We start from the raw sequence: 25,190 nt of genomic DNA on the forward strand, positions 1-25,190 counted from the left end.
AGAACAACAAACGAGTACCCGACATGAATGCCACCCATGCTCTCGGCCCGCTGCTGGCCGCCCTGCTGTTGCCCCTGCCCGGCCTTGCCGCTACCGCCAGCGAACCGCGCAGCGGACCGCTGGCCGGCCTGGGCGACTACCTGGCCGGACAGGGCGTCACCCCGCATATCCAGTTCCTCAGCCTGTCCATGAAGAACCTCGATACCGGCCCCCGGCCCCACAGCTTCGGCAACAGCGGAGACCTGTTCGTCGGCGCCGATATCGACCTTGCGACCTTCGCCGGCCTGGACGGTGCGGCCCTGCATGTCGAGCAGACGCTGTTCATCCTCGACCAGGGGACCGGCGTACCCACCTCGCGCAACTGGCAAGGGGCCGCCGGCAGCTACTTCGGCGGCGCGCCGATCCACAACGACCTGACCAGCAACCAGCTGAGCCTGTTGACCTACCAGCAGACCTGGCTCGACGGCCAGGTCGACCTGACCCTGGGGCGGACCAACGCCCGGCGCTATTTCTACATCTACAACTGCGAGAGCACGGTGACCTGCAACGACCCGATCATCGAGGCCTCCACCGGTATCCTGCCGCCACCCTACGGGGCCTGGGGCGGCTACCTGAAGTACCAGGTGACGCCGCAGTGGTACCTGCATGGCGGTGCCTTCGAATCCAACCCGGTGGACTACCTCAAGCATCGCCAGGGCCTGGACTTCAGCACCGACGATGCCAGCGGCACCAGCCTGCTGCTGGGCGTGGGCAGCCAGCGGCAGGACGGCTATGGCTTTCACTACGAGCTCAACGGCTACTACAACACCTCCAAGCAGGAAGACCCGCTGACCGGCGCCACCGCCTTCGGCAGCGCTGGCGCCTTCTTCAAGTTCCAGCAGGCTGTGTGGCGCGCCGACGGCGGATCAGGCAGCGCGCCACAGGCCCTGCTGCTGTTCGGCTCGCTGTCGGCGGCGGCCGATGCCAAGCAACCCTTCAGCCACTTCGCCGAGGCCGGCCTGACCTATCTCGCGCCCTTCGACCGCCCGCAAGACAAGCTCAACTTCAAGGCCAGCTACCTGCGCCTGAACGATCACCAACTGCGCTTCCAGCAGCAGGCACGGATCGCCAACGACGGCGACTCGCGCCTGGGCCGGCGCAATGTCTATGCCCTGGAAGCCAACGCGAACATCGCCCTGACCCGGCAACTAACCCTGGAGCCGAGCGTCCAGTACTTGATCAACCCGGACAATTTCTACAACCCCGAAGCCCGCGAGCTGAGCGGCAACGGCTTTGTCGTCGGCCTGCAAGTGAGCCTGGACGTCGGCTCGCTGCTGGGGTTGTGAGATGGATTTCCCCGACTGCCCAAGAGGTCACCGCCATGCCTGAAACTCCACCCCACAGCTACGACTACATCGTGGTCGGCGCCGGCTCCGCCGGTTGCGTGCTGGCCAACCGACTGTCCGCCGACCCCAGCCTCAAGGTGTGCCTGATCGAGGCCGGCCCCAGCGACCGCAGCCTGCTGCCGGGCGCCTACATACGCACGCCGGCGGGCATCATCCGCCTGATCGCCAACCCGCGCTGGAACTGGATGCATGCCTTCAGCGCCCAGGCCACCAGCGGCGGACGCCCGATCCCCTGCCCCCGGGGCCGGGTCTGGGGCGGCTCCAGCGCCATCAACGGCATGATCTACATCCGTGGCCATCGCCACGACTACGACCAGTGGGCCGCCGCCGGCAACCAGGGCTGGAGCCATGACGAGCTACTGCCCTACTTCAAGCGCTCGGAACACTTCGAGCCCGGGGACGCGCCCTGGCATGGCCGTGGCGGCGAACTCAACGTCGCCGAGCAGCGCAGCCCCAGTCCGGTGAACCGGGTGTTCTTCGAGGCGGCCACGGAGTTGGGCTGGAGCTACAACCCGGACTTCAACGGGCCGGAGCAGGAAGGTTTCGGGCCCTTTCACGTTACCCAGGTCAACGGCGAGCGTTGCAGTGCAGCCCGGGCTTTCCTGCACCCGGTGCTGGAGCGCCCGAACCTGACGGTGCTGAGCAGCACCCTGAGCCATCGAGTGTCGCTGCAAGGCAACCGCGCCTGTGGCGTGGAGGTCAGCCAGGACGGCCAGGTGCGCCAGCTGCTGGCGCGGCGCGAGGTGATCCTCTGCGCCGGGGCGATCAATTCGCCGCAGTTGTTGCTGCTCTCGGGGATCGGTCCCGCCGAGGAGCTGCAACGCCATGGCATTGCCCAGCGCCATGCCCTGCCCGGGGTCGGCCATAACCTGCAGGACCACCAGGACATCGTGTTGATGTACCGCTGCCGTCCCGAGCTGAGCTACGGCCTGTCGCCCCGGGGCTTGCTGCCCCTGGCCCGCTCGCCCTGGCAGTACCTGGCCCGGCGCCGGGGGCCGTTGACGTCCAACACGGTGGAGTCCGGGGCTTTCTTGCGCCTGGACCCGGACTCGCCGGTGCCGGAGCTGGGCCTGATCGTCGCCCCGGCGTTGAAGAACCAGCCGCAACGCCTGGTGCCGGTAGGCCATGGCATCAGCCTGCATGTGGCGGTAATGCACCCGCAAAGCCGCGGCCGGGTGCGCCTCAACTCGGCCGACCCGCAGGACAAGCCGCTGATCGAGGCCAACTTCCTCAGCCACCCGGAGGACATGCGCAAGCTGGTGGCCGGCCTGCGCCTGGTGCGCCGGCTGGCGGCGACCCGGGCCTTCGCCCAACACCTGCAGGACGAGCTGGTGCCCGGGCCGCAGGTGCAGAGCCAGGAACAGATCGAGCAGTGGATCCGCCACAACCTGGGCACGGTGTTCCACCCGGTGGGCAGCTGCAAGATGGGCCATGACGAATGGGCGGTGGTGGACGACCAGTTGCGGGTCCATGGCCTGCAGGGGCTGCGGGTGGCGGACGCCTCGATCATGCCGCAGCTGATCACCGGCAACACCAACGCCGCAGCGATCATGATCGGCGAGAAGGCCGCCGATCTGGTGCTGGCCAGCGCGCGGGCGCAAGCGAGCCTCGTGCCCCAGGGTGAGGCTTGCACCTGATGCCGGGCTCAGGAGCGCTTCGGCGCCTCGGCGCTCCAGAGCACCGGCCATTGGTCGTAGCCCAGGCCACTGCAGTTGGGCATGCGCCGGTAGTCGGTGAGCTGGAAGGCCTGGCCGTCGAAGTGCCATCTGGCCATTTCACCGCAGTCGCCTATGCCGCGCCCCATCAGGTAGCTGCTGAGCAGGCCGGTCTCGGGGTCATAGTTGAGGCCACCGGCATGGTCGACACTGCCAGCCGGCAACGCTTGTATCTGCAGGGCTTGCAGCCCGTATGGCGCGCTCCGCGAGCGGCTGCTGATATCGAACAGGCAGGTGTAGGCGCCGCAGTCGGAGAACTCGAACACCAGCGCCTGCTGCTCGGTCAGGGGATAGACCTCGATCCTCGGCGGCATGACGTAGTCATCGTCTTGCACGGCCTTCGGTGCCGGCAATGCCGCCTGCACCGCCGCCAGCAGCCCTGCACGTTCCTGAGCGCCAAGGGGCGTCACCCCCGGGTAGGGACGCAATGCCCGGGGCGGCTGGACCCGGGGCACCGAGCTCGCTGGCTGCTCGCCGGGTTCGGCCAGGGCGCTGGCCGTGCCCTGGCGGTGCTGGACCTGGTCCACCCGGTGCAGCAAGTGCGGCAGAGTCGCCAGGAGCACTTGGGCCGGCTCCTCAGCGGGCAGCTCCAGCACCTGCCCGGCCTGCAGCCGTGCCAGCCACTGGCGGGCCAGGGCCTGGTCCTCGACCCGGTAATACTGTTGCTCTGGCTTACCGTCGGGGCCCTGCGGTTCCTCGACCAAAGACGCCAGCAAGGCTGGTTCCAGCGGCTGGCCATCCAGGCGCAACGCCTGCAGCTGGAATGGCGCCCCCTGGTGCTCCAGTTGCAGTTGCACCCGCCCCGCGGGGCCGGCTTGGCTGCGGATGATCAGCGTCAGGTGGTTGACCTGCTCGGCAAACTCGATGTTCGGCACATAGAGCAGTTGGCAATCGCGGCGGTTGTCGCACGCGCTGATCCAGCCCTTCTGCTGCTGCCACAACGGCGTCAGCTCGGGCAGCTCCCGGGCCTGGCAGGCCATGGCGCCAAGCATCAGCAGGGACAACGCAACGGGACGCAACATGGCGACGCTCCTTGTCGGAAAAGGCGCGGATTCTGCCACGCTCGCCAGGTTTCGAATACCACTGGCAAGGCCTGCGGGCGGCGCCTGCCCACCCAGCCCGGCTGCTGCACTCAGTGACCCGGCACAGGCGACGTGACCAGCCCCTGGCGCGCCCGATACTCGCCCGGGGCGGCCTTGGCATAACGCTGGAAGAACCGGCTGAAATAGGCCGGATCCTTGAACCCCAGCTGGTAGCAGATTTCGCTGGCCGAGCTGCCGGTGAACAGCAACAGGCGCTTGGCCTCCTGCATCAGGCGTTCGTAAACCAAGTGCTTGGACGGCAAGTCGGCGATGCGTCGGCAGACATCGTTGAGCCGCGCCTCGGTCACCCCGATCTGCCCGGCATAACGCCCCAGGGGCCAGTGCTCCAGGTAGTGGGCCTCGATCAGCTCGTTGAAGCGATGGAAGATCTGCAGGTCTTCATGGCGCGCCGGGCGGGCTTCCAGGGAGTTGGCCGAGAGCCGCAGCAGGCTGATCAGCAGCAACCGGGTCAAGGCTTGCAGCGCCGGCTCGCGCCCGGCCCGCTGCCCGTCGATCTCCTGCTGCAATTCATGGAACAGGCATTCCAGGCGCCGCACCTCGCCGGCGAACCCGGCACCGAGCCGGCCCAGAGCCACGCACGCCGGCGGCACCTGGGGAGCCGGGGCCAGGGCCGGGTCTGCGCCGATCAACTCCCATACCAGTTGCTGGCGCACCGTGAGCACATGGCCCTCGGCATCGGCCTCGGTGACGAAGGCATGGGCGATGGTCGGCGGCGTGAGGAAGAACATCGGCCCGGACTCCAGGTATTGCCGGTCGTCGAGGTAGACGCGCACCGCGCCGCTTTGCACGTAGTGCACCTGGAAGAACCGGTCATGGCGGTGCACCGGCATGTTGCGACCGAAAAAACCGGCCAGGTTGCTCAGCTTGTCGTAATGCACCTGGGCATCGGCGTAGCGCTGGTCGTAGACCTGGCCGATGTTGATGTTGGGGATCGGTTGGCGTGGGTGCATGGCGCCCCTCTCTTGTTGTTTTCAGCACGCGGGCCTGGGCCATCCTGGGTGATTCGCCGCTTGCCCGCCAGGGTGCGGCACAACATGCAAGACAGCTGCTTGACGATCGTTAACATATTAAATATAACGTTAACACATTAACGAATTCATCCCGCGACCGGCAAGCGCCGCACGGGCCCGAGACCCGCAACCAGGAGACGCTCGATGAGCCGAGCCTTGAACGACCACGCTGGCGGCACCCTGTTCGGCGTGGCGCTGAACTACCAGGGGTTGCTGCACGAGCACCTAGAGAGCTTCAGCCAGCCGCCCTACCAGAAGCCGCCGGTGAAGCCGGTGCTGTTCATCAAGACCCCCAACACCCGCAACCAGCACGACGGCGCTGTCGAGCATCCGGCCGGCGAACGGCTGCAACCGGGCCCGGCCCTGGCCGTGGTGATCGGCAAGCGCGCCAGTCGGGTCAGCGAAGCCCAGGCCCTGGAACACGTGGCCGGCTACACCATCGCCAACGAATTCAGCCTGCCGGAGGACAGCTACTACCGCCCGGCGGTCAAGGCCAAGTGTCGCGACGGCTTCTGCGCCCTGGGCCCGGTCCTGGTGCCGGCCGCCGAGGTCGCCGACCCGCAGGCGCTGACCATCAAGCTGCTGGTCAATGGCCAGGTGGTGCAGGAAAACACCACCGCCAACCAGGTCCGCAGCGTGGCCCGGCTGATCGCCGAGCTCAGCGAATTCATGACCCTGGACGTCGGCGATGTGCTGCTCACCGGCACCCCCGAAGGCCGGGTCGACGTGCAGCCCGGTGATCGCGTCGATATCGAGATCAGCGGCCTGGGCCGCCTCACCAACCACATCGTCGCGCCACAGGAGGCTCGCCCATGAAACACGCCCGCATCCTGTTCGAAGGAAAGGTTCACAGGGTCCAGGTCGACGACCAGCACAACGTGCGCCTGGCCGATGGCCGCACGCTCGGTGAGCAACAGGTCACCTGGCTGCCGCCCGCCACCGGCAACATGTTCGCCCTGGGCCTGAACTATGCCGACCACGCCCGCGAGCTGGCCTTCACCCCGCCCACCGAGCCCCTGGCGTTCATCAAGTCACCGGGCACCTACACCGGCCACAACCAGCGGACCTGGCGCCCGGATGGCGTGGCCTACATGCACTACGAGTGCGAGCTGGTGGCGGTCATCGGCAAGCCGGCGAAGAACGTCAAGCGCGCCGACGCCCTCGACTACCTGGCCGGCTACACGGTGTGCAACGACTACGCCATCCGCGACTACCTGGAAAACTACTACCGCCCCAACCTGCGGGTGAAGAACCGCGATGCCACCACCCCGGTGGGCCCCTGGATCGTCGACGTCGGCGACGTGCCCGATCCCGGCAACCTGAAGCTGCGCACCTGGATCAACGGCGAGCTGAAGCAGGAAGGCACCACTGCGGACATGATCTTCGACATTCCCTACCTGATCGAATACTTCTCCAGCTTCATGACCCTGCAACCGGGCGACATGATCGCCACCGGCACCCCCGAGGGCCTGGCCGACGTGGTGCCCGGCGATGAAGTGGTGGTGGAAGTGCAAGGCGTAGGGCGCCTGGTCAACCGAATCGTCAGCGAAGCCGAGTTCTTCGCCCATCCAGCACAAGGGGCAACAGCATGATCAAGCATTGGATCGACGGCCGCGAAGTCGCAAGCCGCGACACCTTCGTCAACTACAACCCGGCCACCGGCGAGGCCATCGGCGAAGTCGCCAGCGGCGGCGCCGAGGAAGTGGCCCGTGCGGTGGCCGCGGCCAAGGAGGCGTTTCCGAAATGGGCCAATACCCCGGCCAAGGAACGCGCGCGCCTGATGCGCCGCCTGGGTGAGCTGATCGACCAGAACGTGCCGCAACTGGCGGAGCTGGAGACCCTGGACACCGGCCTGCCGATCCACCAGACCCGCAACGTGCTGATTCCCCGGGCCTCGCACAACTTCGATTTCTTCGCCGAGGTCTGCACCCGCATGGACGGCCACAGCTACCCGGTGGACGACCAGATGCTCAACTACACCCTGTACCAGCCGGTGGGGGTCTGCGCCCTGGTGTCACCGTGGAACGTGCCGTTCATGACCGCCACCTGGAAGACCGCGCCCTGCCTGGCCCTGGGCAACACTGCGGTGCTGAAGATGAGCGAGCTGTCGCCGCTGACCGCCAATGAACTGGGGCGCCTGGCCGTGGAAGCCGGCATTCCCAACGGCGTGCTCAACGTCATCCAGGGCTATGGCGCCACCGCCGGCGATGCCCTGGTGCGCCACCCGGATGTGCGCGCCATTTCCTTCACTGGCGGCACTGCCACCGGCAAGAAGATCATGCAGACCGCGGGCCTGAAGAAGTACTCCATGGAACTGGGGGGCAAGTCGCCGGTACTGATCTTCGAGGACGCCGACCTGGAACGGGCCCTGGACGCCGCGCTGTTCACCATTTTCTCGCTCAATGGCGAGCGCTGCACCGCCGGCAGCCGGATCTTCATCCAGCAAAGCGTGTACCCGCAGTTCGTCAAGGAGTTCGCGGCCCGGGCCAAGCGCCTGATCGTCGGTGACCCGACCGACCCCAAGACCCAGGTCGGCTCGATGATCACCCAGCAGCACTACGACAAGGTCACCGGCTACATCCGCATCGGTATCGAGGAAGGCGCGACCCTGCTGGCCGGTGGCCTGGAGCGGCCGGCCGGCCTGCCGGCGCACCTGTCGCGCGGGCAATTCATCCAGCCCACGGTGTTCGCCGACGTGGACAACAAGATGCGCATCGCCCAGGAAGAGATCTTCGGCCCGGTGGTGTGCCTGATCCCGTTCAAGGACGAAGCCGAGGCCCTGGCCCTGGCCAACGACACCGAGTACGGCCTGGCGTCCTACATCTGGACCCAGGACATCGGCAAGGCCCACCGCCTGGCCCGGGGCATCGAGGCCGGCATGGTGTTCATCAACAGCCAGAACGTGCGCGACCTGCGCCAACCATTCGGCGGCGTCAAGGGCTCGGGCACCGGGCGCGAAGGGGGTGAATACAGCTTCGAGGTGTTCGCCGAGATCAAGAACGTCTGCCTCTCCATGGGCAGCCACCACATCCCGCGCTGGGGCGTGTAACAGGCCGTTGAAAAACTACTTGCGTTGCCATCGCTGCGTTGAAAACAGGCTGGTGCGCCAGCCCGGTCAAAATGCTCATTTACCACTTGTAAACTGCGCTTTTTCGCCTGCTTTCGCCTTGCGCTGGCTGCCTCGCCTACGTTTTTCAACGGTCTGGTAAGGTTCAGGACCGTCCCGGATCCCCCCAACAATAAGATGTTTCAGGAGAAGCACCATGGGCGAAGTCGTCATGGCCGCCAAGGTCTGCCACGTTCCATCGATGTACCTGTCCGAGTTGCCGGGCAAGCACCACGGCTGCCGCGAGGCGGCCATCGCCGGGCACAAGGAAATCGCTCGCCGGGCCCGGGCCCTGGGCGCCGACACCGCGGTGGTGTTCGATGTGCACTGGCTGGTCAACAGCGGCTACCACATCAATTGCGGCGAGGTGTTCAACGGCACCTACACCAGCAACGAGCTGCCGCATTTCATCAAGAACATGACCTATGACTACCCGGGCTGCCCGGCGCTGGGAGAGTTGATCGCCGCCGAGGCCAACGCCGCCGACGTGCGCACCCTGGCTCATAACATCCCCAGCCTGGAGCTGGAGTACGGGACCCTGGTGCCCATGCGCTACATGCACATGGACGTGCCCGCCGCCGAGCATTTCCAGGTGGTGTCCATCGCTGCCTGGTGCGCCTGGCACAAGCTGGCCGACAGCTTCACCTTCGGCGCCGCCGTGCGCCGGGCCATCGAGAAGAGCGACCGCAAGGTCCTGGTGCTGGCCTCCGGCTCCCTGTCCCACCGGTTTTCCGATGACCGCGAGGCCGAGGCCAACATCCACAACTGGACCCGGGAATTCGACAAGCAGGTCGACCAGCGCGTGGTGGAGTTGTGGCAGCAGGGCCGCTTCCGCGAGTTCTGCGCGATGCTCCCCGACTACGCCGAGCACTGCTATGGCGAAGGCAAGATGCACGACACCGCGATGCTCCTCGGGCTGCTGGGCGGCCCCGAGTACAACCGCCCGGCCGAGATCGTCACGCCGCTGTTCGGCAGCTCCGGCACCGGCCAGATCAACGCCATTTTTCCGTTGTGAAGGCAGCGACAAGCTTCTAGCTACGAGCTGCAAGAAAACGCCAAGAGCAACGGTGAGCCGCGAGCCCCAGCCACAGGAGATCCCTCTTGCAGCTTGCGGCTTGCCACTTGCCGCTGCCCACAAAGGAGGTTCCCGTGCCGCATTTCATCGCTGAATACACCGACAACATCGAAGCCCAGGCCGACCTGCCGGGGCTGTTCGAAAAGGTCCACGACTACCTGGGCGCCAGTGGCGTGTTCCCCCTGGGTGGCATCCGCAGCCGCGGGGTACGCCTGGACACCTGGCGCATGGCCGACGGCAAGCATGACTACGCCTTCGTCCATATGCGCCTGCAAGTGGGGGCCGGGCGCGACCTTGAAACCCGGCGCCAGGTGGCCGAGGGCCTGTTCCAGATCATCAAGGCGCACTTCGCCCAGTTGCAGGCCCAGCGCCTGCTGGCCCTGTCGTTCGAGATGAGCGAGCTGGAGGCCGAGCTCAACTTCAAGCACAACAACGTCCACGCCTTCCTCAAGTCGCTGTAGCCGCCGTAACCGGCGGCTTGCGCAACCCACAAGAACAACAACGAGGCCATGCCCATGTCCCGCCCTGCCATTGCCCAGGCCCCGCTGGCCGAGGCCAACGATTGCTATCGCAAGATCACCTGGCGCCTGATGCCATTGCTGTTCGTCTGCTACATCTTCGCCCACCTGGATCGGATCAACATCGGCTTCGCCAAGTTGCAGATGACCCAGGACCTGGGCTTCAGCGACAGCGTCTACGGCCTGGGCGCCGGGTTGTTCTTCATCGCCTACGCGCTGTTCGGCGTGCCCAGCAACCTGGCCCTGGAGCGGGTCGGGCCACGGCGCTGGATCGCCCTGCTGATGCTGGTCTGGGGCCTGCTGTCCAGCGCGCTGATGCTGGTCCAGGACGCCTGGGGTTTCTATGTGCTGCGCTTCTTGCTGGGGGTGGCCGAGGCCGGTTTCTTTCCCGGCATCCTGGTGCTGCTCAACCGCTGGTTCCCGGCCGACCGCCGTGGCCAGGCCACCGCGCTGTTCGCCATCGCCGTGCCCATGGCCGGGGTCCTGGGCGGCCCGCTGTCGGGCTGGATCCTGGAGAATTTCCATGACCGGGGCGGCTTGCGCGGCTGGCAATGGATGTTTTTGATCGAGGGCCTGCCGGTGGTGCTGCTCGGGCTGCTGGTGCTCAAGGCATTGCCGGACAGCATCGACCAGGCCACGTGGCTCAGCGCCGCGCAAAAGGCCTGGTTGCACAAGACCCAGCAGCAAGAGGAGCAGCGCAAGTCCATCAACCGCTTCAGCGACATTCTCAAGGACCGCCACGCCTGGTTGCTGGTGGGCATCTATTTCGCGGTGATGCTGGCGGTCAATACCATCGCCTTCTGGATGCCGACCCTGATCCACCATTCCGGCGTGGCCGGGGACGGCGACGTCGGCCTGCTCAGCGCCCTGCCCTACCTCGCCGGTTGCCTGTTCATGCTGGCGGTCGGCCGTTCCTCGGACCGCCTGCGCGAACGCCGCTGGCACCTGGCCGTGCCGCTGCTGATGGCCTGCCTGGGCCTGGCGCTGACCGCCCTGGCGCCACAGAACCCCTGGCTGGTGATGTTCGGCCTGCTGGTGGCGGGCATGGGCGCCAGCGCCGCATTGCCGATGTTCTGGCAACTGCCGCCGGCCTTTCTGGCCAGCAATACCCAGGCTGCGGGCATCGCCCTGATCAGCTCCTTCGGCAGCGTCGCGGCCTTCCTCGCGCCTTACCTGATCGGCGTGGTGCGTGACGCCACCCAAAGCGCCAGCCTGGCGCTGTATGCCCTGGCCCTGCTGATCGCCCTGGGCGCCTGGCTGGTGCTCTGGGTGCCGGCCCATATCGTCAACCCACAAGAGAAATGAACATGCTCAGCCCCTCCGCCATCCAACAGGCCGCAGCGCGCCTCGATGCCGCCGAACGCAGCCGCGAACAGATCGGCCAGCTGTCCCTGGAATACCCGGATATCCGCATCGAGGATGCCTATGCGATCCAGCGCAGCTGGGTGGAACGCAAGATCCGCGACGGCCGCCGGCTGGTGGGCCACAAGATCGGCCTCACCTCCCGGGCGATGCAGGTGTCGTCGAACATCAGCGAGCCGGACTTCGGCGCCCTGCTGGACGACATGCTGTTCGATGAAGGCAGTGACATTCCCTTCCAGCGCTTCATCGTGCCGCGGGTCGAGGTGGAACTGGCGTTCATCCTCGGCAAGCCCCTCAAGGGCCCCGGCTGCACCCTGTTCGATGTGCTGGAAGCCACCGACTGGGTGATCCCGGCGCTGGAGATCATCGACGCGCGCATCCAGCAGGTAGACCCGCAGACCCAGGCCACGCGCAAGGTCTTCGATACCATTTCCGACAACGCCGCCAACGCCGGGGTGGTAATGGGTGGCCGGGCCGTGCGCCCCGGCGACGTGGACCTGCGCAAGGTGCCGGCGGTGCTGTACCGCAACGGTGTGATCGAAGAGTCCGGGGTCTCGGCCGCGGTGCTCAACCACCCGGCCAAGGGCGTGGCCTGGCTGGCCAACAAGCTGGCAGCCTACGACGTCGGCCTGGAAGCCGGGCAGATCATCCTCGGCGGCTCGTTCACCCGTCCGGTGGCCGCGCACCCGGGGGATGTATTCCACGTCGACTACGACCAACTGGGCAGCATCGCCTGCCGTTTCGTCTGAGGAGAACGCCATGGACATGCCGCAGAACCTGTTCAAGCAACGCCTGCAAGGCAGCGAGCCACAGATCGGCCTGTGGCTGGGCCTGGCCAATGCCTACTGCGCCGAGCTGGCGGCCAATGCCGGTTTCGACTGGCTGCTGCTGGACGGCGAGCACGCCCCCAACGACCTGCGCAGCTTGCTGGGGCAATTGCAGGCCATCGCCCCCTACGGTGCCCACGGCATCGTCCGCCCGCCGATCGGCGATACCGCGCTGATCAAGCAGTTGCTGGATATCGGTGCCCAGACCCTGTTGGTGCCCATGGTCGAAAGCGCGGCCCAGGCGCGCCAGCTGGTCAGCGCCATGCGTTATCCGCCCCAGGGCATTCGCGGGGTCGGCAGCGCCCTGGCCCGGGCCTCCCGCTGGAACAGCATCCCCGGCTACCTGGACCAGGCCGCCGAACACATGTGCCTGCTGGTGCAGATCGAGAACCTGGAGGGCTTGCGCAACCTGGACGAGATCGTCCGGGTCGAGGGTGTCGATGGCGTGTTCATTGGCCCCGCCGACTTGTCGGCGGCCATGGGTCATCGCGGCAATCCCGGACATCCCCAGGTGGTCGCGGCGATCGAGGACGCCATCCTGCGGGTGCGCCAGGCCGGCAAGGCCGCGGGCATCCTCAGCGCCGACCCGGGCCTGGCCCGGCGTTGCATCGAGCTGGGAGCCAACTTCGTCGCGGTGGGGGTGGACACCACGGTGCTGATGAAGGGTTTGCAGAACCTGGCCGGGCAGTACAAGGCCCAGGACGCCCCCAGCAGCGAGGGTGGCGTCTACTGAGCGGGGCTTGCGCTAGACACTGGCCTGGCGGGTAGCGGCCAGGCGCCAGAGCCGGGCGATGTCCACCGCCCGCTCGCGCAACAATCGCGGGGCCTCGGCGCAGGCCTGTTCCAGGCTCATGGGCCCGGAGGTCAGGGCGAAGGCCGCGTCCACGCCATGAGCGTACATCTGCTGGTAGCCCTCGCCGAGGGTGCCGGCGATGACGATCACCGGCACCCCTTGCTGGCGAGCGATCCGCGCCACGCCGAAGGGCGTCTTGCCACGCAGGGTCTGGGCATCGAAGCGTCCTTCGCCAGTGATCACCAGGTCGGCGCCACGCACCGCCTGTTCCAGCCCTACCAGCTCGGCGACCACTTCCACCCCGGAGCGGAACCTCGCGCCGAGAAACGCCTTGGCGGCGAATCCCAGGCCACCGGCGGCGCCACTGCCGGGTTCGTCACGCACGTCCCTGGGCAGCACCTGGGCGCAGAGATCGGCAAAGTGCCCCAGGGCCTGGTCCAGGGCCTCTACCTGCTGCGCCGAGGCACCCTTTTGCGGGCCGAAGATGGCCGAGGCCCCCTGCTCGCCACACAGGGGATTATTGACGTCGGCGGCGATCTCGAAACGCACCTGGGCCAGGCGCGGGTCCATGGCGTCGAGCTCGATGCTGGCCAGGTCGGCCAGGGCCAGGCCACCCCGGGGCAACACCTGGCCCCGGCGGTCCAGCAGCTTGAGCCCCAGGGCTTGCAGGGCTCCGGCCCCGCCGTCGTTGGTGGCGCTGCCGCCGATGGCCAGGATGATGCGCCGGGCGCCGGCGTCCAGGGCCGCCTGGATCAGTTCACCGGTACCGAAGGTGCTGCTGTGGCAGGCATCGCGCTGGCCTGGCGGCACCAGTTGCAGGCCGCTGGCCTCGGCCATTTCGATGATCGCCGTGTGGCTCGATGCCAGCCAGCCCCAGCGGGCCTGCACTTCGCTACCCAGCGGGCCCTGGACCCGGGTGCTGCGCAGTTGCCCCTGGCATGCGGCGAGTACCGACTCCACCGTGCCCTCGCCACCATCGGCCATCGGGCACTGCAGTACCTGGGCTTCGGGCCAGGCCTCGGCCAGCCCTTGGGCAATGGCCTGGGCCACGCCTTCGGCACTCAGGCTGTCCTTGAACGAGTCGGGGGCGATGATGATTTTCATGGGGTTTCTCCAGTTCTCATGGCGCCATGCTGCCATTTGCCGCAGCGGCTGACGCCGGTCCGCTGCACAAGGGCGCAGGCACTTTATTGTTCATTGCTACAAGCTGCGCAGCGGGGATGATGGAGCGCCGTTATCCAGGTGGAACCCATGGCCGCTTGGCGAGGACTGCGTCCTCGTACGCAGCCTCGCAGGCTCGGCAGCGGCTACAGGGTCGTCCTGCAGGAGTAGCCGCTGTCGAGCGCCAGCGAGTCTGCGACCGGGGCGCAGCATCCGTAATACCGGCACCGCCGTTATTCAGGTGCGAATTGGGTGGCGGGTTGCTGGGGCAGCAGTTGTACGGCCAGGTACAGCGACAGCATGCCGTCCAGGCGCAACGGGTCGACGCCGCTGAGTTCGGCAATGCGCTCCATGCGGTAGCGCAAGCTGTTGCGGTGGATGCCCAGGGCGTCGGCACAGGCCTGGCTCTGGCCGTCGTGTTCGCACCAACTGCGCAGGGTCGCGAGCAACTGACCGTTGCCGTCCTTGGCCAGGACCTTGTGCAAGGGGCTGAGCAACTCGTCCAGGGCATCCTCGTTGCGGTGGCGCCAGAGCATCACCGGCAGCCGGTAGCGATCCAGGGTCAGCAGGCGAGTAGCGGGCAGGATGTCGCGCCCATAGGCCAGCAGGTCGCTGACCCGTCGGTAGCAGCGGCGCAACCCCGAAAGGCCCTCGGCCGGCCCACCCACCGCCACCCGCTGGATATCCCAGCCCAGGCCGACGAGCCGCTCCAGCAGGCGCGGGTCGTCCAGGGTCAGGCTCGCCGGCCGGCACCAGAGCAACGACGTTTGCGCGGCACTGACGCACCAGCTGTCCGGATAGCGGGACATCAACCAGGCGCTGAGGGCATCGACGTCCTGCCCCGCCCCGGCTTCCAGCCCCAGCTCGAACAGATAGGGAATGCGCGCCAATTGCGGCTTGAGGCCCATCTGCCGCGCCTCGTCCACCAGGCGCGGCGAGTCGCCACCCTCGCCCAGCAGCAATGCCAGCAGGTCATCGCAGCGCTGGCGGCGCCATTGCTGTTCGGCCTGCTGGTGTCGCTGGCTCACCAGCATTTCGGCGGTCATGCGTACCAGTTCGGCGTAGGTGCGCAGCAACGCCGGATCACCAGTGATGCCCAACACGCCGATCAAGCGCTGGTCGTGCAACAGCGGCAGGTTGATCCCCGGCTGCACGCCCTTGAGCCGGCAGGCGGTGGGCTCATCGATCTCCACCACCCGGCCGTTGGCCAACACCAGCTGCGCGCCCTCATGGCGGGTATTGATGCGCTCCGGCTCGCCGCTGCCCAGGATCAGGCCCTGGCTGTCCATGACGTTGACGTTGTTGGGCAGGATGGCCATCGTGCGGTCGACGATGTCCTGTGCCAGGTCATGATCGAGTTCGAACATGCTCGGTGATCCTTGGGTTGGCTACGACAGGGGCGGGCCACGGCACGCGCGGTGTTGTTCAGTGGCACAGGGGGGGCACGGCATTCGCTGTGCGCCGGCACAAAGACAGCGGCGCCAGGGTGGCCGAGACTCTCGGGGCGGTCAACGTTACCCTTTGCACCGTGCAAAATCATAATAAAGAGAGATCCAGCATGTCACACAGAGCCGCTGCCGCCCTGGCCCAGGCTGACGACAAGAACGCCGTCTACAAGCGCATCACCCTGCGCCTGATCCCCTTCATCTTCATCTGCTACCTGTTCAACTACCTGGACCGGGTCAACGTCGGCTTCGCCAAGTTGCAGATGCTCGACGCCCTGAAGTTCAGCGAAACGGTCTATGGCCTGGGCGCCGGGATCTTCTTCATCGGCTACGTGCTGTGCGGCGTGCCCAGCAACCTGGCGCTGACCCGCTTCGGTCCGCGGCGCTGGATCGCCTTGATGATGATCACCTGGGGCACGCTGTCCACCTGCCTGCTGTTCGTCACTACGCCAACCCAGTTCTACACCCTGCGCCTGTTCACCGGGGCCGCCGAAGCCGGATTCTTCCCAGGGGTGGTGCTGTACCTGTCGCAGTGGTTCCCGACCTTCCGCCGTGGCCGGATCATGGCCCTGTTCATGTCGGCGATCCCGGTCTCGGGCTTGTTGGGCAGCCCGTTCTCCGGCTGGATCCTCAATCATTTCGCCGCAGGCCAGGGTGGCCTCGCCGGCTGGCAGTGGATGTTCCTGCTGCAGGGCATCCCCACCGTGGTGCTCGGCGCCCTGGCCTACTTCCTGCTGAGCGACGGCTTCGCCCACGCCAAGTGGCTGAGCCCGGCCGAGCGCGCCATGCTCGAGGCCGACCAGGCCGCAGACGCCGCCAACCAGCCCAAGACCGCCAGCGACTCCCTGGCCCAGGTGTTCAAGAACCCGGCGATCTGGGCCTTCGGCCTGATCTACTTCTGCATCCAGAGCGGGGTCTATGCCATCAACTTCTGGCTGCCGTCGATCATCAAGAACCTGGGGTTCGCCGATAACCTGGTGATCGGCTGGCTCAGCGCGATCCCCTACCTGCTGGCGGCGGTGTTCATGCTGCTGGTAGGCCGCTCGGCAGACCTGAACAAGGAGCGCCGCTGGCACCTCGTGGTACCCATGCTGATGGGCGCCGTGGGGCTGCTGATCGCGGTAAACTTCGCCGCCAACCCGGCCATCGCCATCCTCGGCCTGAGCATCGCCACCATGGGTGCCCTCACCGGCCTGCCGATGTTCTGGCCGGTGCCTACCGCGCTGCTCAGCGTCGGGGCGGCTGCCGGTGGCCTGGCGCTGATCAACTCCATGGGCCAGATGGCCGGCTTCCTCAGCCCCTACATCGTCGGCTGGGTCAAGGACAGCACCGGTTCCACCGATGCCGCCCTGTACCTGCTGGCGGCAGTGATCGTCGCCGGCAGCCTGCTGGCCCTGCGCATGACCCGCACCTTGCATCGCTGAACCCCGGCAACGCCAGAAGCCCGTTCGAGCATCGGCTGGAACGGGCTTTTTTCGTGGCGGCTTCAGTCCGGCGCGCCAGGATGCCGGGCGTAATCATGACTGCCGGTCAACGCCCCCGATGCCGGGGCGTCCAGCTCCAGCAGCAGGCCACCGGGCAGGCGCACGAAGATCTGCCAGAGGCCATCTTCCGGCACCTGCGCCACTTGGTACTCAAGACCGCTGGCCTGCACCCGCAGCAAGACCGCGGCAGCGGCCTCCTGGGTGTTGAAGGCGATATGGCTCAGCTGTGGCGCGGGGCAAGCATCCTGCTCGATGACATGCACCAGCGCCTGATCATCCTGGTACAGCCAGCGCCCGGGGAAGGGAAACGGCGGACGGCGGCCCGCTTGCAGCCCCAATAGCTCGGCAAAGGCCTGGGGCAGGGTCGAGCCACCATCGGTGTTGAAGGCCAGGTGGTCGAAGCGCCAGTTCACAACAGGCCTCCACCGTCGACATCGATCAGGCTGCCGTTGATGAAGCCGTTCTCCATGGCCAGGATGAAAGCCGCCGCCACCTCCCCCGGCTCCCCGACCCGGCCGACCGGCAAGCTCGCGGCCGCCTTGGCGAACATCGCCGCTCGGGCATCGGCGGGCATGCCGGCGTAGGCCTCGGTATCGGTGATCCCCGGGCTGATCACGTTCACCCGCCGTGGCGCCAGCTCCTTGGCCAGGTGCTTGCCCAGGGCATCGAGGGCGGCATTGAGGGTGGTCTTGAGCACCTGCCCCGGGACCATCTTGCGCGACAACATGCCCGAGGTCAGGCTGATGCTGCCCCGTGCCGCCAGGTATGGCAGCGCGGCCTGCACGGCGCGCCAGACACCCCAGAACTTGACCTCGAAGGCCCGCTGGGCGTCCTGCAGGTCAGTGTCGGCCAAGGGTTTGGGAGCGATGGCCGGACCGGCGCTGATCACCAGGTGATCGAAGCCGCCCACGGCCTGGAACAAGGCCTCCAGGCTGGCGCTGTCGGTGATGTCCACGCTCAGCGCCCGGGCCGACTCCGGCAGGCGTGCCTGCTGGCGCTGCAAGGCCTTGAGATCGCGCCCGGCCAGCACTACCCGGGCGCCACGGGCGGCGGCCTGGTGCGCCACGGCGGCGCCGATGCCACTGCCTGCACCGATGACCACGACGGTCTGCTTATGCAAGCCTGGATTGGAAAGAGTCATTGCGATCACCTGTTGTGAAGTAAAGGGATTACATCTTCACCGCTTGCCAATCGAAGAAAAATCCGCTTAAAACGCAAAGATCTTTAAAGGATTTTTATCAATGAGTTCGATCCTCGACCTGGAAATCTTCGTTCGCATTGCCGACGAAGGCAGTATTTCCGCGGCGGCGCGCAGCCTTGGCCTCACCGCAGCGGCGGCCAGCATCGCCCTGAAGCGCCTGGAAACCCGCCTGGGCAGTCGCCTGCTGGCCCGCTCTACCCGTAGCCTGCGCCTGACCCCGGAAGGTCGCCGCTACCTGGACAGCGTGCGCCTGGCCCTGGCCGCCCTGGAGGATGGCGAACAGGCGCTCAGGCAGCAGGGCCAGGGCCTATGCGGGGTGCTGCAGTTGTCGGCCCCTTCGGATTTCGGGCGCAACGCGTTGCTGCCCTGGCTCGACGAATTCAAGGGCCAGCACCCGCAACTGCGCCTGCAACTGCAGCTCAACGACCGCCATGCCGACCTGTTTCGCGAGAGCGTGGATGTGGCGCTGCGCTTTGGCGTGCCCGGGGACTCCAGCCTGGTGGCCCTGCCGATCCTGGCGGCACATCGACGGGTGGTCTGCGCCAGCCCGCAGTACCTGGCCCGCCATGGCGCACCGCAGGTGCCCGAGGACCTGGCTCGGCACAGCGCCCTGCTCTACCTGCGCGACGGCCAGCTCTACGACCTCTGGCGCTTCAGCCGGGACGACCAGGTGCGCGAGGTCCAGGTGCGCGGCGACTACTCGTGCGACGACGGCGAGGTAGCCCGGCGCTGGGCCCTGGCCGGCCATGGCCTGGTCTACAAGGCAAGGCTGGATGTGGCCGAGGACCTTCGCGCCGGGCGCCTGGTGCCACTGCTCACGGATTGGCAAGGGGAGCCACTGCCCTTCAACCTGCTGTGCCCGCACCGCCTGCAGGTGTCCGAACGGGTGCGCTTGCTGCACGGCTTCCTGGTCCAGCGCTGCCGCGAACTCTGTCCGTGACAGGCATTGCCCCGGCGTGCGGTTCTGGTATTTGATGGGCGGCCCCGCCACCTCTCCAGCACAAGGATCCCGCCCCATGAGCTATCGCATCCTCGGTCACTCCGGCCTCAAGGTTTCCAGCCTGACCCTGGGCACCATGATGTTCGGCGAGCAGACCAGCACCGAAGACTCGCTGCGCATCATCGACAAGGCCTGGGACCAGGGCATCAACTTCATCGACACTGCCGATGTCTACAACCAGGGCCGCTCCGAGGAGATCGTCGGCGAGGCCATCGCCCGCCACCGCCATGACTGGGTGCTGGCCTCCAAGGTCGGCTTCGGCCCGGCCGACGGCGTGCCCAATCGCAGCGGCCTGAACCGCAAGCACATCGGCAACGCCATCGAGGCCAGCCTGACCCGGCTCGGCACCGATTACCTGGACATCTACTACCTGCACCGCGAGGACCACGACACGCCGCTGGAAGTGAGCATCGCGGCCATCGGCGACCTGCTGCGCCAGGGCAAGATCCGCCACTGGGGGCTGTCCAACTACCGGGGTTGGCGGATCGCCGAAGCGGTACGCATTGCCGACCAGCTGGGCGTGGAGCGCCCGGTGATCAGCCAGCCGCTGTACAACCTGGTCAACCGCCAGGCCGAAGGCGAGCAGATCACCGCGGCCCGTGCCTATGGCCTGGGCGTGGTGCCCTACAGTCCACTGGCCCGCGGCGTGCTCAGCGGCAAGTACACACCCAACGCGACCCCGGACAGCGACAGCCGCGCCGGCCGCCAGGACAAGCGCATCCTGGAGACCGAATGGCGAGTGGAGTCCCTGCGCATCGCCCAGCAGGTCCAGCAGTACGCCCAGGGCCGCGGGCTGGGTATCGTCGAGTTCGCCATTGCCTGGGTGCTGAACAACCAGGCGGTGAGCTCGGCCATCGTCGGCCCGCGCACCGAGGCCCAATGGGACGCCTATGCCCGGGCGCTGGCCGTGCGCATCAGCGCCGAGGACGAAGCCTTCGTCGACTCCCTGGTGACCCCGGGGCACGCCTCGACGCCGGGCTTCAACGATGTCAGCCATTTCGTCCCGGGGCGTTTTGCCCGCCTCGACTGAGAGCTGCCGGTGGCGGTCCGAGGGCCGCCGCCGGCGATTGCTGGAGGCGGCCTCAGGGACGAATGAAAAAATATCCCGCCGGCATGTCGCAAACAGAGCAAAAATCTCGCGCCAAACCCTCTATATTGCCCTCGCTTGTTTACCCCCCAACTCCCGGCGCCCTGCGCCTCCGGGTCTTACGAGGACAGTGTGTCTAAAGGTATTGCGTTATCGGTCCTGGCGTCGGTGCTGTTCGCCGTCATGTATTTCTACACGTCGCTGCTGGAGCCCCTTACCGGGGTGGAGATCTTCGGCTGGCGAATGCTCCTCACCCTGCCCTGCATGACCCTGTTCATGCTGCTCACCGGCGAATGGCCAAGGGTCGGCGAAGTCTTGCGCCGGGTGCGCGCCAGGCCGGCCATGGCCCTGGCGCTGCTGTTGTCCTCGGCCCTGGTGGGCGTGCAGTTGTGGCTGTTCATGTGGGCGCCGCTCAACGGCTACAGCCTGGATGTATCCCAGGGCTACTTCCTGCTGCCGCTGACCATGATCCTCACGGGGCGTATCGTCTACGGCGAACGCCTGTCGCGGCTGCAAAAGCTGGCCGCAACGCTGGCCTGCATCGGCGTGCTCAACGAGTTGTACCAGGCTGGCAGTTTTTCCTGGGCGACCCTGGTGGTGGCCGTGGGCTACCCGCTGTACTTCGTCCTGCGCCGGCGCTTGCACAGCGATCACCTGGGCGGATTGTGGCTGGACATGGCGCTGTTGATACCGGTGGCGCTATGGGTGGTGCAAGGAGGCGAACAAGGCTTCGCCGTGCTGGATGCCCAGCCCCGGCTGTACCTGCTGATCCCGCTGCTGGGCCTGATCAGCGCCTCGGCGCTGGTGTGCTACATCATCGCCAGCCGCCAACTGGCTTTCAGCCTGTTCGGCCTGCTCAGCTACGTGGAGCCGGTGTTGCTGCTGATGGTGGCCCTGTTGCTGGGGGAAAGCATCAAGGAGGGCCAATGGCTGACCTACGTGCCGATCTGGCTGGCGGTGCTGGTGCTGATCACCGAGGGTGCGCGCCACCTGCTGCGCCAGCGACGCGGGTAATGGAATAGCCAAAGAGCTTCTGCAAACCTGCCCGCAGCCTCGCCCTGGCTCGAGCCCGGCTACTTTCGCCAGTGCCGCGTCAGGGCTTGATCTGCTTCAGTTCGTTGAGCAGTGCCAGCAAGGCTTGCATCTTTTCCTCGCCGAACTGCTGCTGGATCCTCTGGTAGTTGATCTCCATGTCGTCGCTCATGGATTCGAAGCAGGCATGGCCCCTCTGGGTCAGGGTGATGAACAGGCGGCGCTGGTCCTCCGGTGACTTGCGCCGGCTGACGTACTCATCGCGCTCCAGGCGCGTCAGCACCCCGGTCATGCTTGGCGGCAGGATGCAGGCCATCTTCGCCAGCTGGTGGCTCTCCAGTTCGCCGTTCTGGCGCAGGATGCGGATCACCCGCCACTGCTGTTCGGTGAGCTCGTGCTGGTTCAGCGAAGGACGGAAGAACGCCATGGCGGCCTCACGGGCCTGCAGCAGGGTCAGGGTCAGGGAAGGTCTGGGGGTTTTCATCAAGGAGTCGGTCAGGGCCTGGAAACAAAGGCGAGAACATTAACACATTCATAATCGCCAACCGACAGGCAAAACAAAGCCCGGCCAGGAAAGACCTGGCCGGGCTTGGGCTTCAAGCGCTACGCGGCTTATTCGGTGGCGAGCACGCCACGTCGTACCTGGTCACGCTCGATCGATTCGAACAGTGCCTTGAAGTTGCCCTCGCCGAAACCATCGTCGCCTTTGCGCTGGATGAACTCGAAGAACACCGGGCCCATCAGGGTTTCCGAGAAGATCTGCAGCAGCAGGCGCTTGTCTTCTTTATCCGAGGCACCGTCGAGCAGGATGCCGCGCGATTGCAGTTGATCAACCGGCTCGCCGTGGTTTGGCAGGCGCCCTTCGAGCATTTCGTAGTAGGTATCAGGCGGTGCGGTCATGAAGCGCATGCCGATCTTCTTCAGGGCGTCCCAGGTCTTGACCAGGTCGTCGGTGAGGAAGGCCACGTGCTGGATGCCTTCGCCGTTGAACTGCATCAGGAACTCTTCGATCTGGCCTGCGCCCTTGGACGATTCCTCGTTCAGCGGGATGCGGATCATGCCGTCCGGGGCGGTCATGGCCTTGGAAGTCAGGCCGGTGTATTCGCCCTTGATGTCGAAGTATCGGATCTCGCGGAAGTTGAACAGCTTCTCGTAGAAACCGGCCCAGTAGGCCATGCGTCCGCGATACACGTTGTGGGTCAGGTGGTCGATGATCTTCAGGCCCGCACCTGGTGGGTTGCGGTCCACGCCTTCGAGGAACACGAAGTCGATGTCATAGATCGAGCTGCCTTCGCCGTAGCGGTCGATCAGGTACAGCGGCGCGCCGCCGATGCCCTTGATCGCCGGCAGGTTCAGTTCCATCGGGCCGGTGGCGACGTGGATCGGCTGCGCACCCAGTTCCAGGGCGCGGGCGTAGGCCTGCTGGGCATTCTTGACGCGGAACGCCATGCCGCATACCGACGGGCCGTGTTCCGCGGCGAAGTAGGAAGCGATGCTGTGGGGTTCGTTGTTGAGGATCAGGTTGATCGCGCCTTGGCGATACAGGTGCACGTCTTTTGAACGATGGGTCGCGACTTTGGTGAAACCCATGATCTCGAAGATCGGTTCGAGGGTATTGGGGGTGGGCGATGCGAATTCGATGAATTCAAAGCCCATCAGGCCCATCGGGTTTTCAAAGATATCTGCCATGGTTGGCGCCTCATCATATTTTTAGAATTAACGGATCGTTAGTTGCTATCAATGCTGAGGAAGGCAGGTGGTGCGCAGGAAATGCCCCGCACGCTGCGCGCGAGGAAGTCACCATAGATGAGTTGGAATCCGAGAATCTTCATATCGGTCCTGTCTTGCCGGCTGGCCAGGCTTCTGCTGCCAGAAGACTTTATTATTGTATGCGTAACCAGATTCTACACAGCGTAAAAGCCTTTGTCCGCACTCTTTATGAAATCGCCTTGCTTGTCCCCTTCGCAAGGGGCCGGTTGCACTGGTAGATCCCGCCCAGGATCAGCGCGCCCCCCAGCACCATCACCAGGCTCAGTTGCTCGGCCAGCAGCAGCGCCCCGAGAATCACCGCCGTCAGCGGGTTGAGGGCGATGAATACCCCGCAGCGGGTAGCGCCGATCCGCCGCAGGCCGTCGTAGTACCAGATGTAGGCCAGCGCCGAGCCCAGTACACCCAGGTATAGAAGAGCCAGGCCTTGGGCCAGGTCCAGGTGGAGCACCGCTTGCAGGTCGAATTCGCCGCGCACCAGGGTCGCCGCGCACAGCATCAAGGTTCCCAGCACCACCGAGTAGGTCACCGTCTGCAGCGGTCCCAGGCTCTGGTTCAGTTCCTTGGAAAACAGCGAATAAACGCCCCAGCCCAGGACACAACCGAGGATCAACAAGTCGCCGCGCCAACTCCCCGCCTGGCTGACCAGGGCCGAAGGATCACGACTGCAGATCACCAGGGCCGCACCTCCCAGGCACAGGCCGATACCCAGCAGCTTGCGCCGGTCCAGGCGTTCCTTGAACAGTGCCCAGGATGCCAGGGCGATCACCGCCGGGTTCAGGGCGACGATCAGCGAGGCTCGCGAGGCGTTGATCTGCTGCAGGCCGAGGAAGAAGCACAGGTTGTAGAAGAAGATCCCGAAGAACCCCAAGAGCGCCAGTTGGCCGAGCTGCCTGAAGCTCGGGCGCACCAGGGGAATTCGCGCCAGGGCCATGAAGCCCAGCAGGGCCAGGCTAGCCAGGAGAAAACGCAAGCTGGCGGCCAGCAACGGCGACAGCCCCGAGGCCAGGTAGCGCCCGGCGACGAAGGTGCCGCCCCAGATCATGGTCACCGCCGCCAACTTGCAATAGACCCCCAGGTCGTGGTGCCTGGCAGCCAGTGGGGCAAAGAAACTGCTCTCGCTCATGTTGATCGCACTCGAAGAAGATCGGATTTGTCTTGCCGGAATATTCTTTGTCTAATGCCTGATCATCGTAAAATGAGCTTTTACTCATGACCCTGACCCAGCTGGAAATCTTTTCCCGGGTAGCCCAGTTCCAGGGCTTCACCAGCGCCGCCACGCGCCTGGGCATCAGCCAGTCGGCGGTGTCCCACGCCATCAGGTCCCTGGAGCAGGAGCTGGGGGTGGAGTTGTTCCGTCGGCACCAGGCCCAGGTCGAGCTCACCGACATCGGCCAGCAATTGCTGGCACGGGCCCGGGCCATGCTCGGCCTGGCAGCGACGTTGGAACAGGAGGCCGCCGATGTCCGGGGCATGAAGCGTGGCACCTTGCGCATCGGCTCGTTCGGTCCCTCCTCCTCCATCCGCCTGCTGCCACCGATCCTGGCGCAATACCGCGCCCAGTATCCGGGGATCGAAGTGCATATCGACGAAGGACCGGACCGCCAGGTCCTGCAGTGGCTGGAGGAGCGGCGTATCGACCTGGGCTTCGTGGTGCTGCCCCAGGAACGCTTCGACAGCTTCCCCCTGGCGCAGGACCAACTGCTGGCCCTGGTTCCGGCAGGCCATCCCCTGGCCGGCGAGTCGCAGCTAAGCCTGGAGCAGCTGTGCCAGGATCCCTTCGTCCTCACCGAGGCCGGCTCCGCGGAACTGGTGTCGCGGTTGTTCATTGGCGCCGGGCTGGTCCCCAACATTCGCTATCGCTGCTCACAATTGCTCAGCACCCTGGAAACCGTGGCCCGGGGCGATGCCCTGAGCATCGTCGCCCAATTGTCGTTGCCCCAAGGGGCAGACCCGCGCTATACAAGTCGCCCATTGGTGCCGGCAGTGCAGCGCAAGATCGGTGTCGCGGTGCTGGACCGCCGCCAGTCATCGCCAGCGACCCTGGCCTTCATCGACCTTGCCCAGGGTCTCTGCAGCCAGGCAAAGCCGTCTATCCTGCGATGATCCAGGCAATACC

General features: G+C 66.1%; 24 protein-coding genes. 15 read left to right on the top strand and 9 right to left on the bottom strand.

Annotated features, from left to right (window positions below):
• Positions 1-23: 23 nt before the first annotated feature.
• Together C4K40_RS17825 and C4K40_RS17830 are read left to right on the top strand one after the other, a co-directional pair.
• Positions 24-1,325 (top strand): carbohydrate porin, encoded by a 1,302-nt coding sequence (locus C4K40_RS17825; RefSeq protein ID WP_022639080.1) that lies wholly within the window; start codon positions 24-26, stop codon positions 1,323-1,325.
• 35 nt (positions 1,326-1,360) lie between these two features.
• On the top strand, positions 1,361-3,022 hold the full coding sequence (locus C4K40_RS17830) for a GMC family oxidoreductase (RefSeq protein WP_053130705.1): 1,662 nt from the start codon (positions 1,361-1,363) through the stop codon (positions 3,020-3,022).
• Positions 3,023-3,030: 8 nt separating this feature from the next.
• On the opposite strand, the gene C4K40_RS17835 is transcribed toward C4K40_RS17830, so the two are convergent.
• Positions 3,031-4,122 (bottom strand): DUF1176 domain-containing protein, encoded by a 1,092-nt coding sequence (locus tag C4K40_RS17835; protein WP_053130708.1) that lies wholly within the window; start codon positions 4,120-4,122, stop codon positions 3,031-3,033.
• A 110-nt stretch (positions 4,123-4,232) separates the two neighbouring features.
• Positions 4,233-5,153, bottom strand: coding sequence for a 4-hydroxyphenylacetate catabolism regulatory protein HpaA (gene hpaA, locus C4K40_RS17840; protein ID WP_022639084.1), 921 nt, complete (start codon positions 5,151-5,153; stop codon positions 4,233-4,235).
• Positions 5,154-5,357: 204 nt separating this feature from the next.
• Between hpaA and C4K40_RS17845 the strand changes: the two genes are divergently transcribed.
• From C4K40_RS17845 to hpaI, 8 genes are all read left to right on the top strand, one after another.
• Complete coding sequence (locus tag C4K40_RS17845) at positions 5,358-6,029, top strand: fumarylacetoacetate hydrolase family protein (RefSeq protein ID WP_053130711.1); 672 nt, start codon at positions 5,358-5,360, stop codon at positions 6,027-6,029.
• The gene (locus C4K40_RS17850; RefSeq protein WP_053130714.1) at positions 6,026-6,805 is read left to right on the top strand and encodes a fumarylacetoacetate hydrolase family protein; all 780 of its coding nucleotides are present in this window, start codon (positions 6,026-6,028) and stop codon (positions 6,803-6,805) included. The genes C4K40_RS17845 and C4K40_RS17850 overlap by 4 nt, the downstream gene beginning before the upstream one ends.
• A complete protein-coding gene (hpaE, locus tag C4K40_RS17855; RefSeq protein ID WP_053130717.1) occupies positions 6,802-8,262 on the top strand; it encodes a 5-carboxymethyl-2-hydroxymuconate semialdehyde dehydrogenase in 1,461 nt (486 codons plus the stop codon). The genes C4K40_RS17850 and hpaE overlap by 4 nt, the downstream gene beginning before the upstream one ends.
• A gap of 214 nt (positions 8,263-8,476) precedes the next feature.
• Positions 8,477-9,334, top strand: a complete 858-nt coding sequence (hpaD, locus tag C4K40_RS17860) for a 3,4-dihydroxyphenylacetate 2,3-dioxygenase (RefSeq protein ID WP_053130720.1) — start codon at positions 8,477-8,479, stop codon at positions 9,332-9,334.
• 134 nt (positions 9,335-9,468) lie between these two features.
• On the top strand, positions 9,469-9,855 hold the full coding sequence (locus tag C4K40_RS17865) for a 5-carboxymethyl-2-hydroxymuconate Delta-isomerase (RefSeq protein WP_053130723.1): 387 nt from the start codon (positions 9,469-9,471) through the stop codon (positions 9,853-9,855).
• Positions 9,856-9,909: 54 nt separating this feature from the next.
• A complete protein-coding gene (locus C4K40_RS17870; protein WP_022639089.1) occupies positions 9,910-11,217 on the top strand; it encodes an MFS transporter in 1,308 nt (435 codons plus the stop codon).
• Between the two features lie 2 nt (positions 11,218-11,219).
• On the top strand, positions 11,220-12,023 hold the full coding sequence (hpaH, locus tag C4K40_RS17875; protein WP_031319953.1) for a 2-oxo-hept-4-ene-1,7-dioate hydratase: 804 nt from the start codon (positions 11,220-11,222) through the stop codon (positions 12,021-12,023).
• A gap of 10 nt (positions 12,024-12,033) precedes the next feature.
• The gene (gene hpaI, locus C4K40_RS17880) at positions 12,034-12,834 is read left to right on the top strand and encodes a 4-hydroxy-2-oxoheptanedioate aldolase (protein WP_053130726.1); all 801 of its coding nucleotides are present in this window, start codon (positions 12,034-12,036) and stop codon (positions 12,832-12,834) included.
• Positions 12,835-12,846: 12 nt separating this feature from the next.
• On the opposite strand, the gene C4K40_RS17885 is transcribed toward hpaI, so the two are convergent.
• Together C4K40_RS17885 and C4K40_RS17890 are read right to left on the bottom strand one after the other, a co-directional pair.
• The gene (locus tag C4K40_RS17885) at positions 12,847-13,998 is read right to left on the bottom strand and encodes a glycerate kinase (RefSeq protein ID WP_053130729.1); all 1,152 of its coding nucleotides are present in this window, start codon (positions 13,996-13,998) and stop codon (positions 12,847-12,849) included.
• Between the two features lie 290 nt (positions 13,999-14,288).
• Positions 14,289-15,422 (bottom strand): sugar diacid recognition domain-containing protein, encoded by a 1,134-nt coding sequence (locus tag C4K40_RS17890; protein ID WP_053130732.1) that lies wholly within the window; start codon positions 15,420-15,422, stop codon positions 14,289-14,291.
• Positions 15,423-15,613: 191 nt separating this feature from the next.
• Between C4K40_RS17890 and C4K40_RS17895 the strand changes: the two genes are divergently transcribed.
• Positions 15,614-16,924 carry an MFS transporter gene (locus C4K40_RS17895; protein WP_053130735.1) on the top strand — a complete coding sequence of 437 codons (1,311 nt, stop codon included), beginning with the start codon at positions 15,614-15,616 and terminating at the stop codon, positions 16,922-16,924.
• A gap of 62 nt (positions 16,925-16,986) precedes the next feature.
• On the opposite strand, the gene C4K40_RS17900 is transcribed toward C4K40_RS17895, so the two are convergent.
• Positions 16,987-17,397 (bottom strand): hypothetical protein, encoded by a 411-nt coding sequence (locus C4K40_RS17900; protein ID WP_053130738.1) that lies wholly within the window; start codon positions 17,395-17,397, stop codon positions 16,987-16,989.
• A complete protein-coding gene (locus C4K40_RS17905; RefSeq protein ID WP_022639095.1) occupies positions 17,394-18,125 on the bottom strand; it encodes an SDR family oxidoreductase in 732 nt (243 codons plus the stop codon). Before C4K40_RS17905 ends, C4K40_RS17900 begins: the two co-directional genes overlap by 4 nt.
• Positions 18,126-18,225: 100 nt before the next feature.
• Here C4K40_RS17905 and C4K40_RS17910 point away from each other — a divergent pair, with 100 nt between their 5' ends.
• The 3 genes from C4K40_RS17910 (at position 18,226) to rarD (ending at position 21,286) form a co-directional block, all read left to right on the top strand.
• On the top strand, positions 18,226-19,125 hold the full coding sequence (locus tag C4K40_RS17910) for a LysR family transcriptional regulator (RefSeq protein WP_053130741.1): 900 nt from the start codon (positions 18,226-18,228) through the stop codon (positions 19,123-19,125).
• A 76-nt stretch (positions 19,126-19,201) separates the two neighbouring features.
• Positions 19,202-20,215: an aldo/keto reductase gene (locus C4K40_RS17915; RefSeq protein ID WP_053130744.1), complete on the top strand. Its 1,014-nt coding sequence runs from the start codon at positions 19,202-19,204 to the stop codon at positions 20,213-20,215.
• Positions 20,216-20,404: 189 nt separating this feature from the next.
• Entirely contained in the window at positions 20,405-21,286 is an 882-nt protein-coding gene (rarD, locus tag C4K40_RS17920) for an EamA family transporter RarD (protein WP_031319954.1), read from the top strand.
• A 79-nt stretch (positions 21,287-21,365) separates the two neighbouring features.
• Here rarD and hpaR read toward each other — a convergent pair whose 3' ends face one another.
• From hpaR to C4K40_RS17935, 3 genes are all read right to left on the bottom strand, one after another.
• A complete protein-coding gene (gene hpaR, locus C4K40_RS17925; RefSeq protein WP_022639099.1) occupies positions 21,366-21,788 on the bottom strand; it encodes a homoprotocatechuate degradation operon regulator HpaR in 423 nt (140 codons plus the stop codon).
• Positions 21,789-21,916: 128 nt separating this feature from the next.
• Positions 21,917-22,993 carry a 4-hydroxyphenylpyruvate dioxygenase gene (hppD, locus tag C4K40_RS17930; RefSeq protein ID WP_022639100.1) on the bottom strand — a complete coding sequence of 359 codons (1,077 nt, stop codon included), beginning with the start codon at positions 22,991-22,993 and terminating at the stop codon, positions 21,917-21,919.
• 247 nt (positions 22,994-23,240) lie between these two features.
• Positions 23,241-24,197 (bottom strand): DMT family transporter, encoded by a 957-nt coding sequence (locus C4K40_RS17935; RefSeq protein WP_053130747.1) that lies wholly within the window; start codon positions 24,195-24,197, stop codon positions 23,241-23,243.
• An 86-nt stretch (positions 24,198-24,283) separates the two neighbouring features.
• On the opposite strand from C4K40_RS17935, the gene C4K40_RS17940 reads away from it, so the two are divergent.
• On the top strand, positions 24,284-25,177 hold the full coding sequence (locus C4K40_RS17940) for a LysR family transcriptional regulator (RefSeq protein ID WP_053130750.1): 894 nt from the start codon (positions 24,284-24,286) through the stop codon (positions 25,175-25,177).
• Positions 25,178-25,190 lie beyond the last annotated feature (13 nt).

Origin of the sequence: Pseudomonas sp. CMR5c, from assembly GCF_003850545.1 — a bacterium.
Taxonomy (GTDB): Bacteria; Pseudomonadota; Gammaproteobacteria; order Pseudomonadales; family Pseudomonadaceae; genus Aquipseudomonas; species Aquipseudomonas piscis.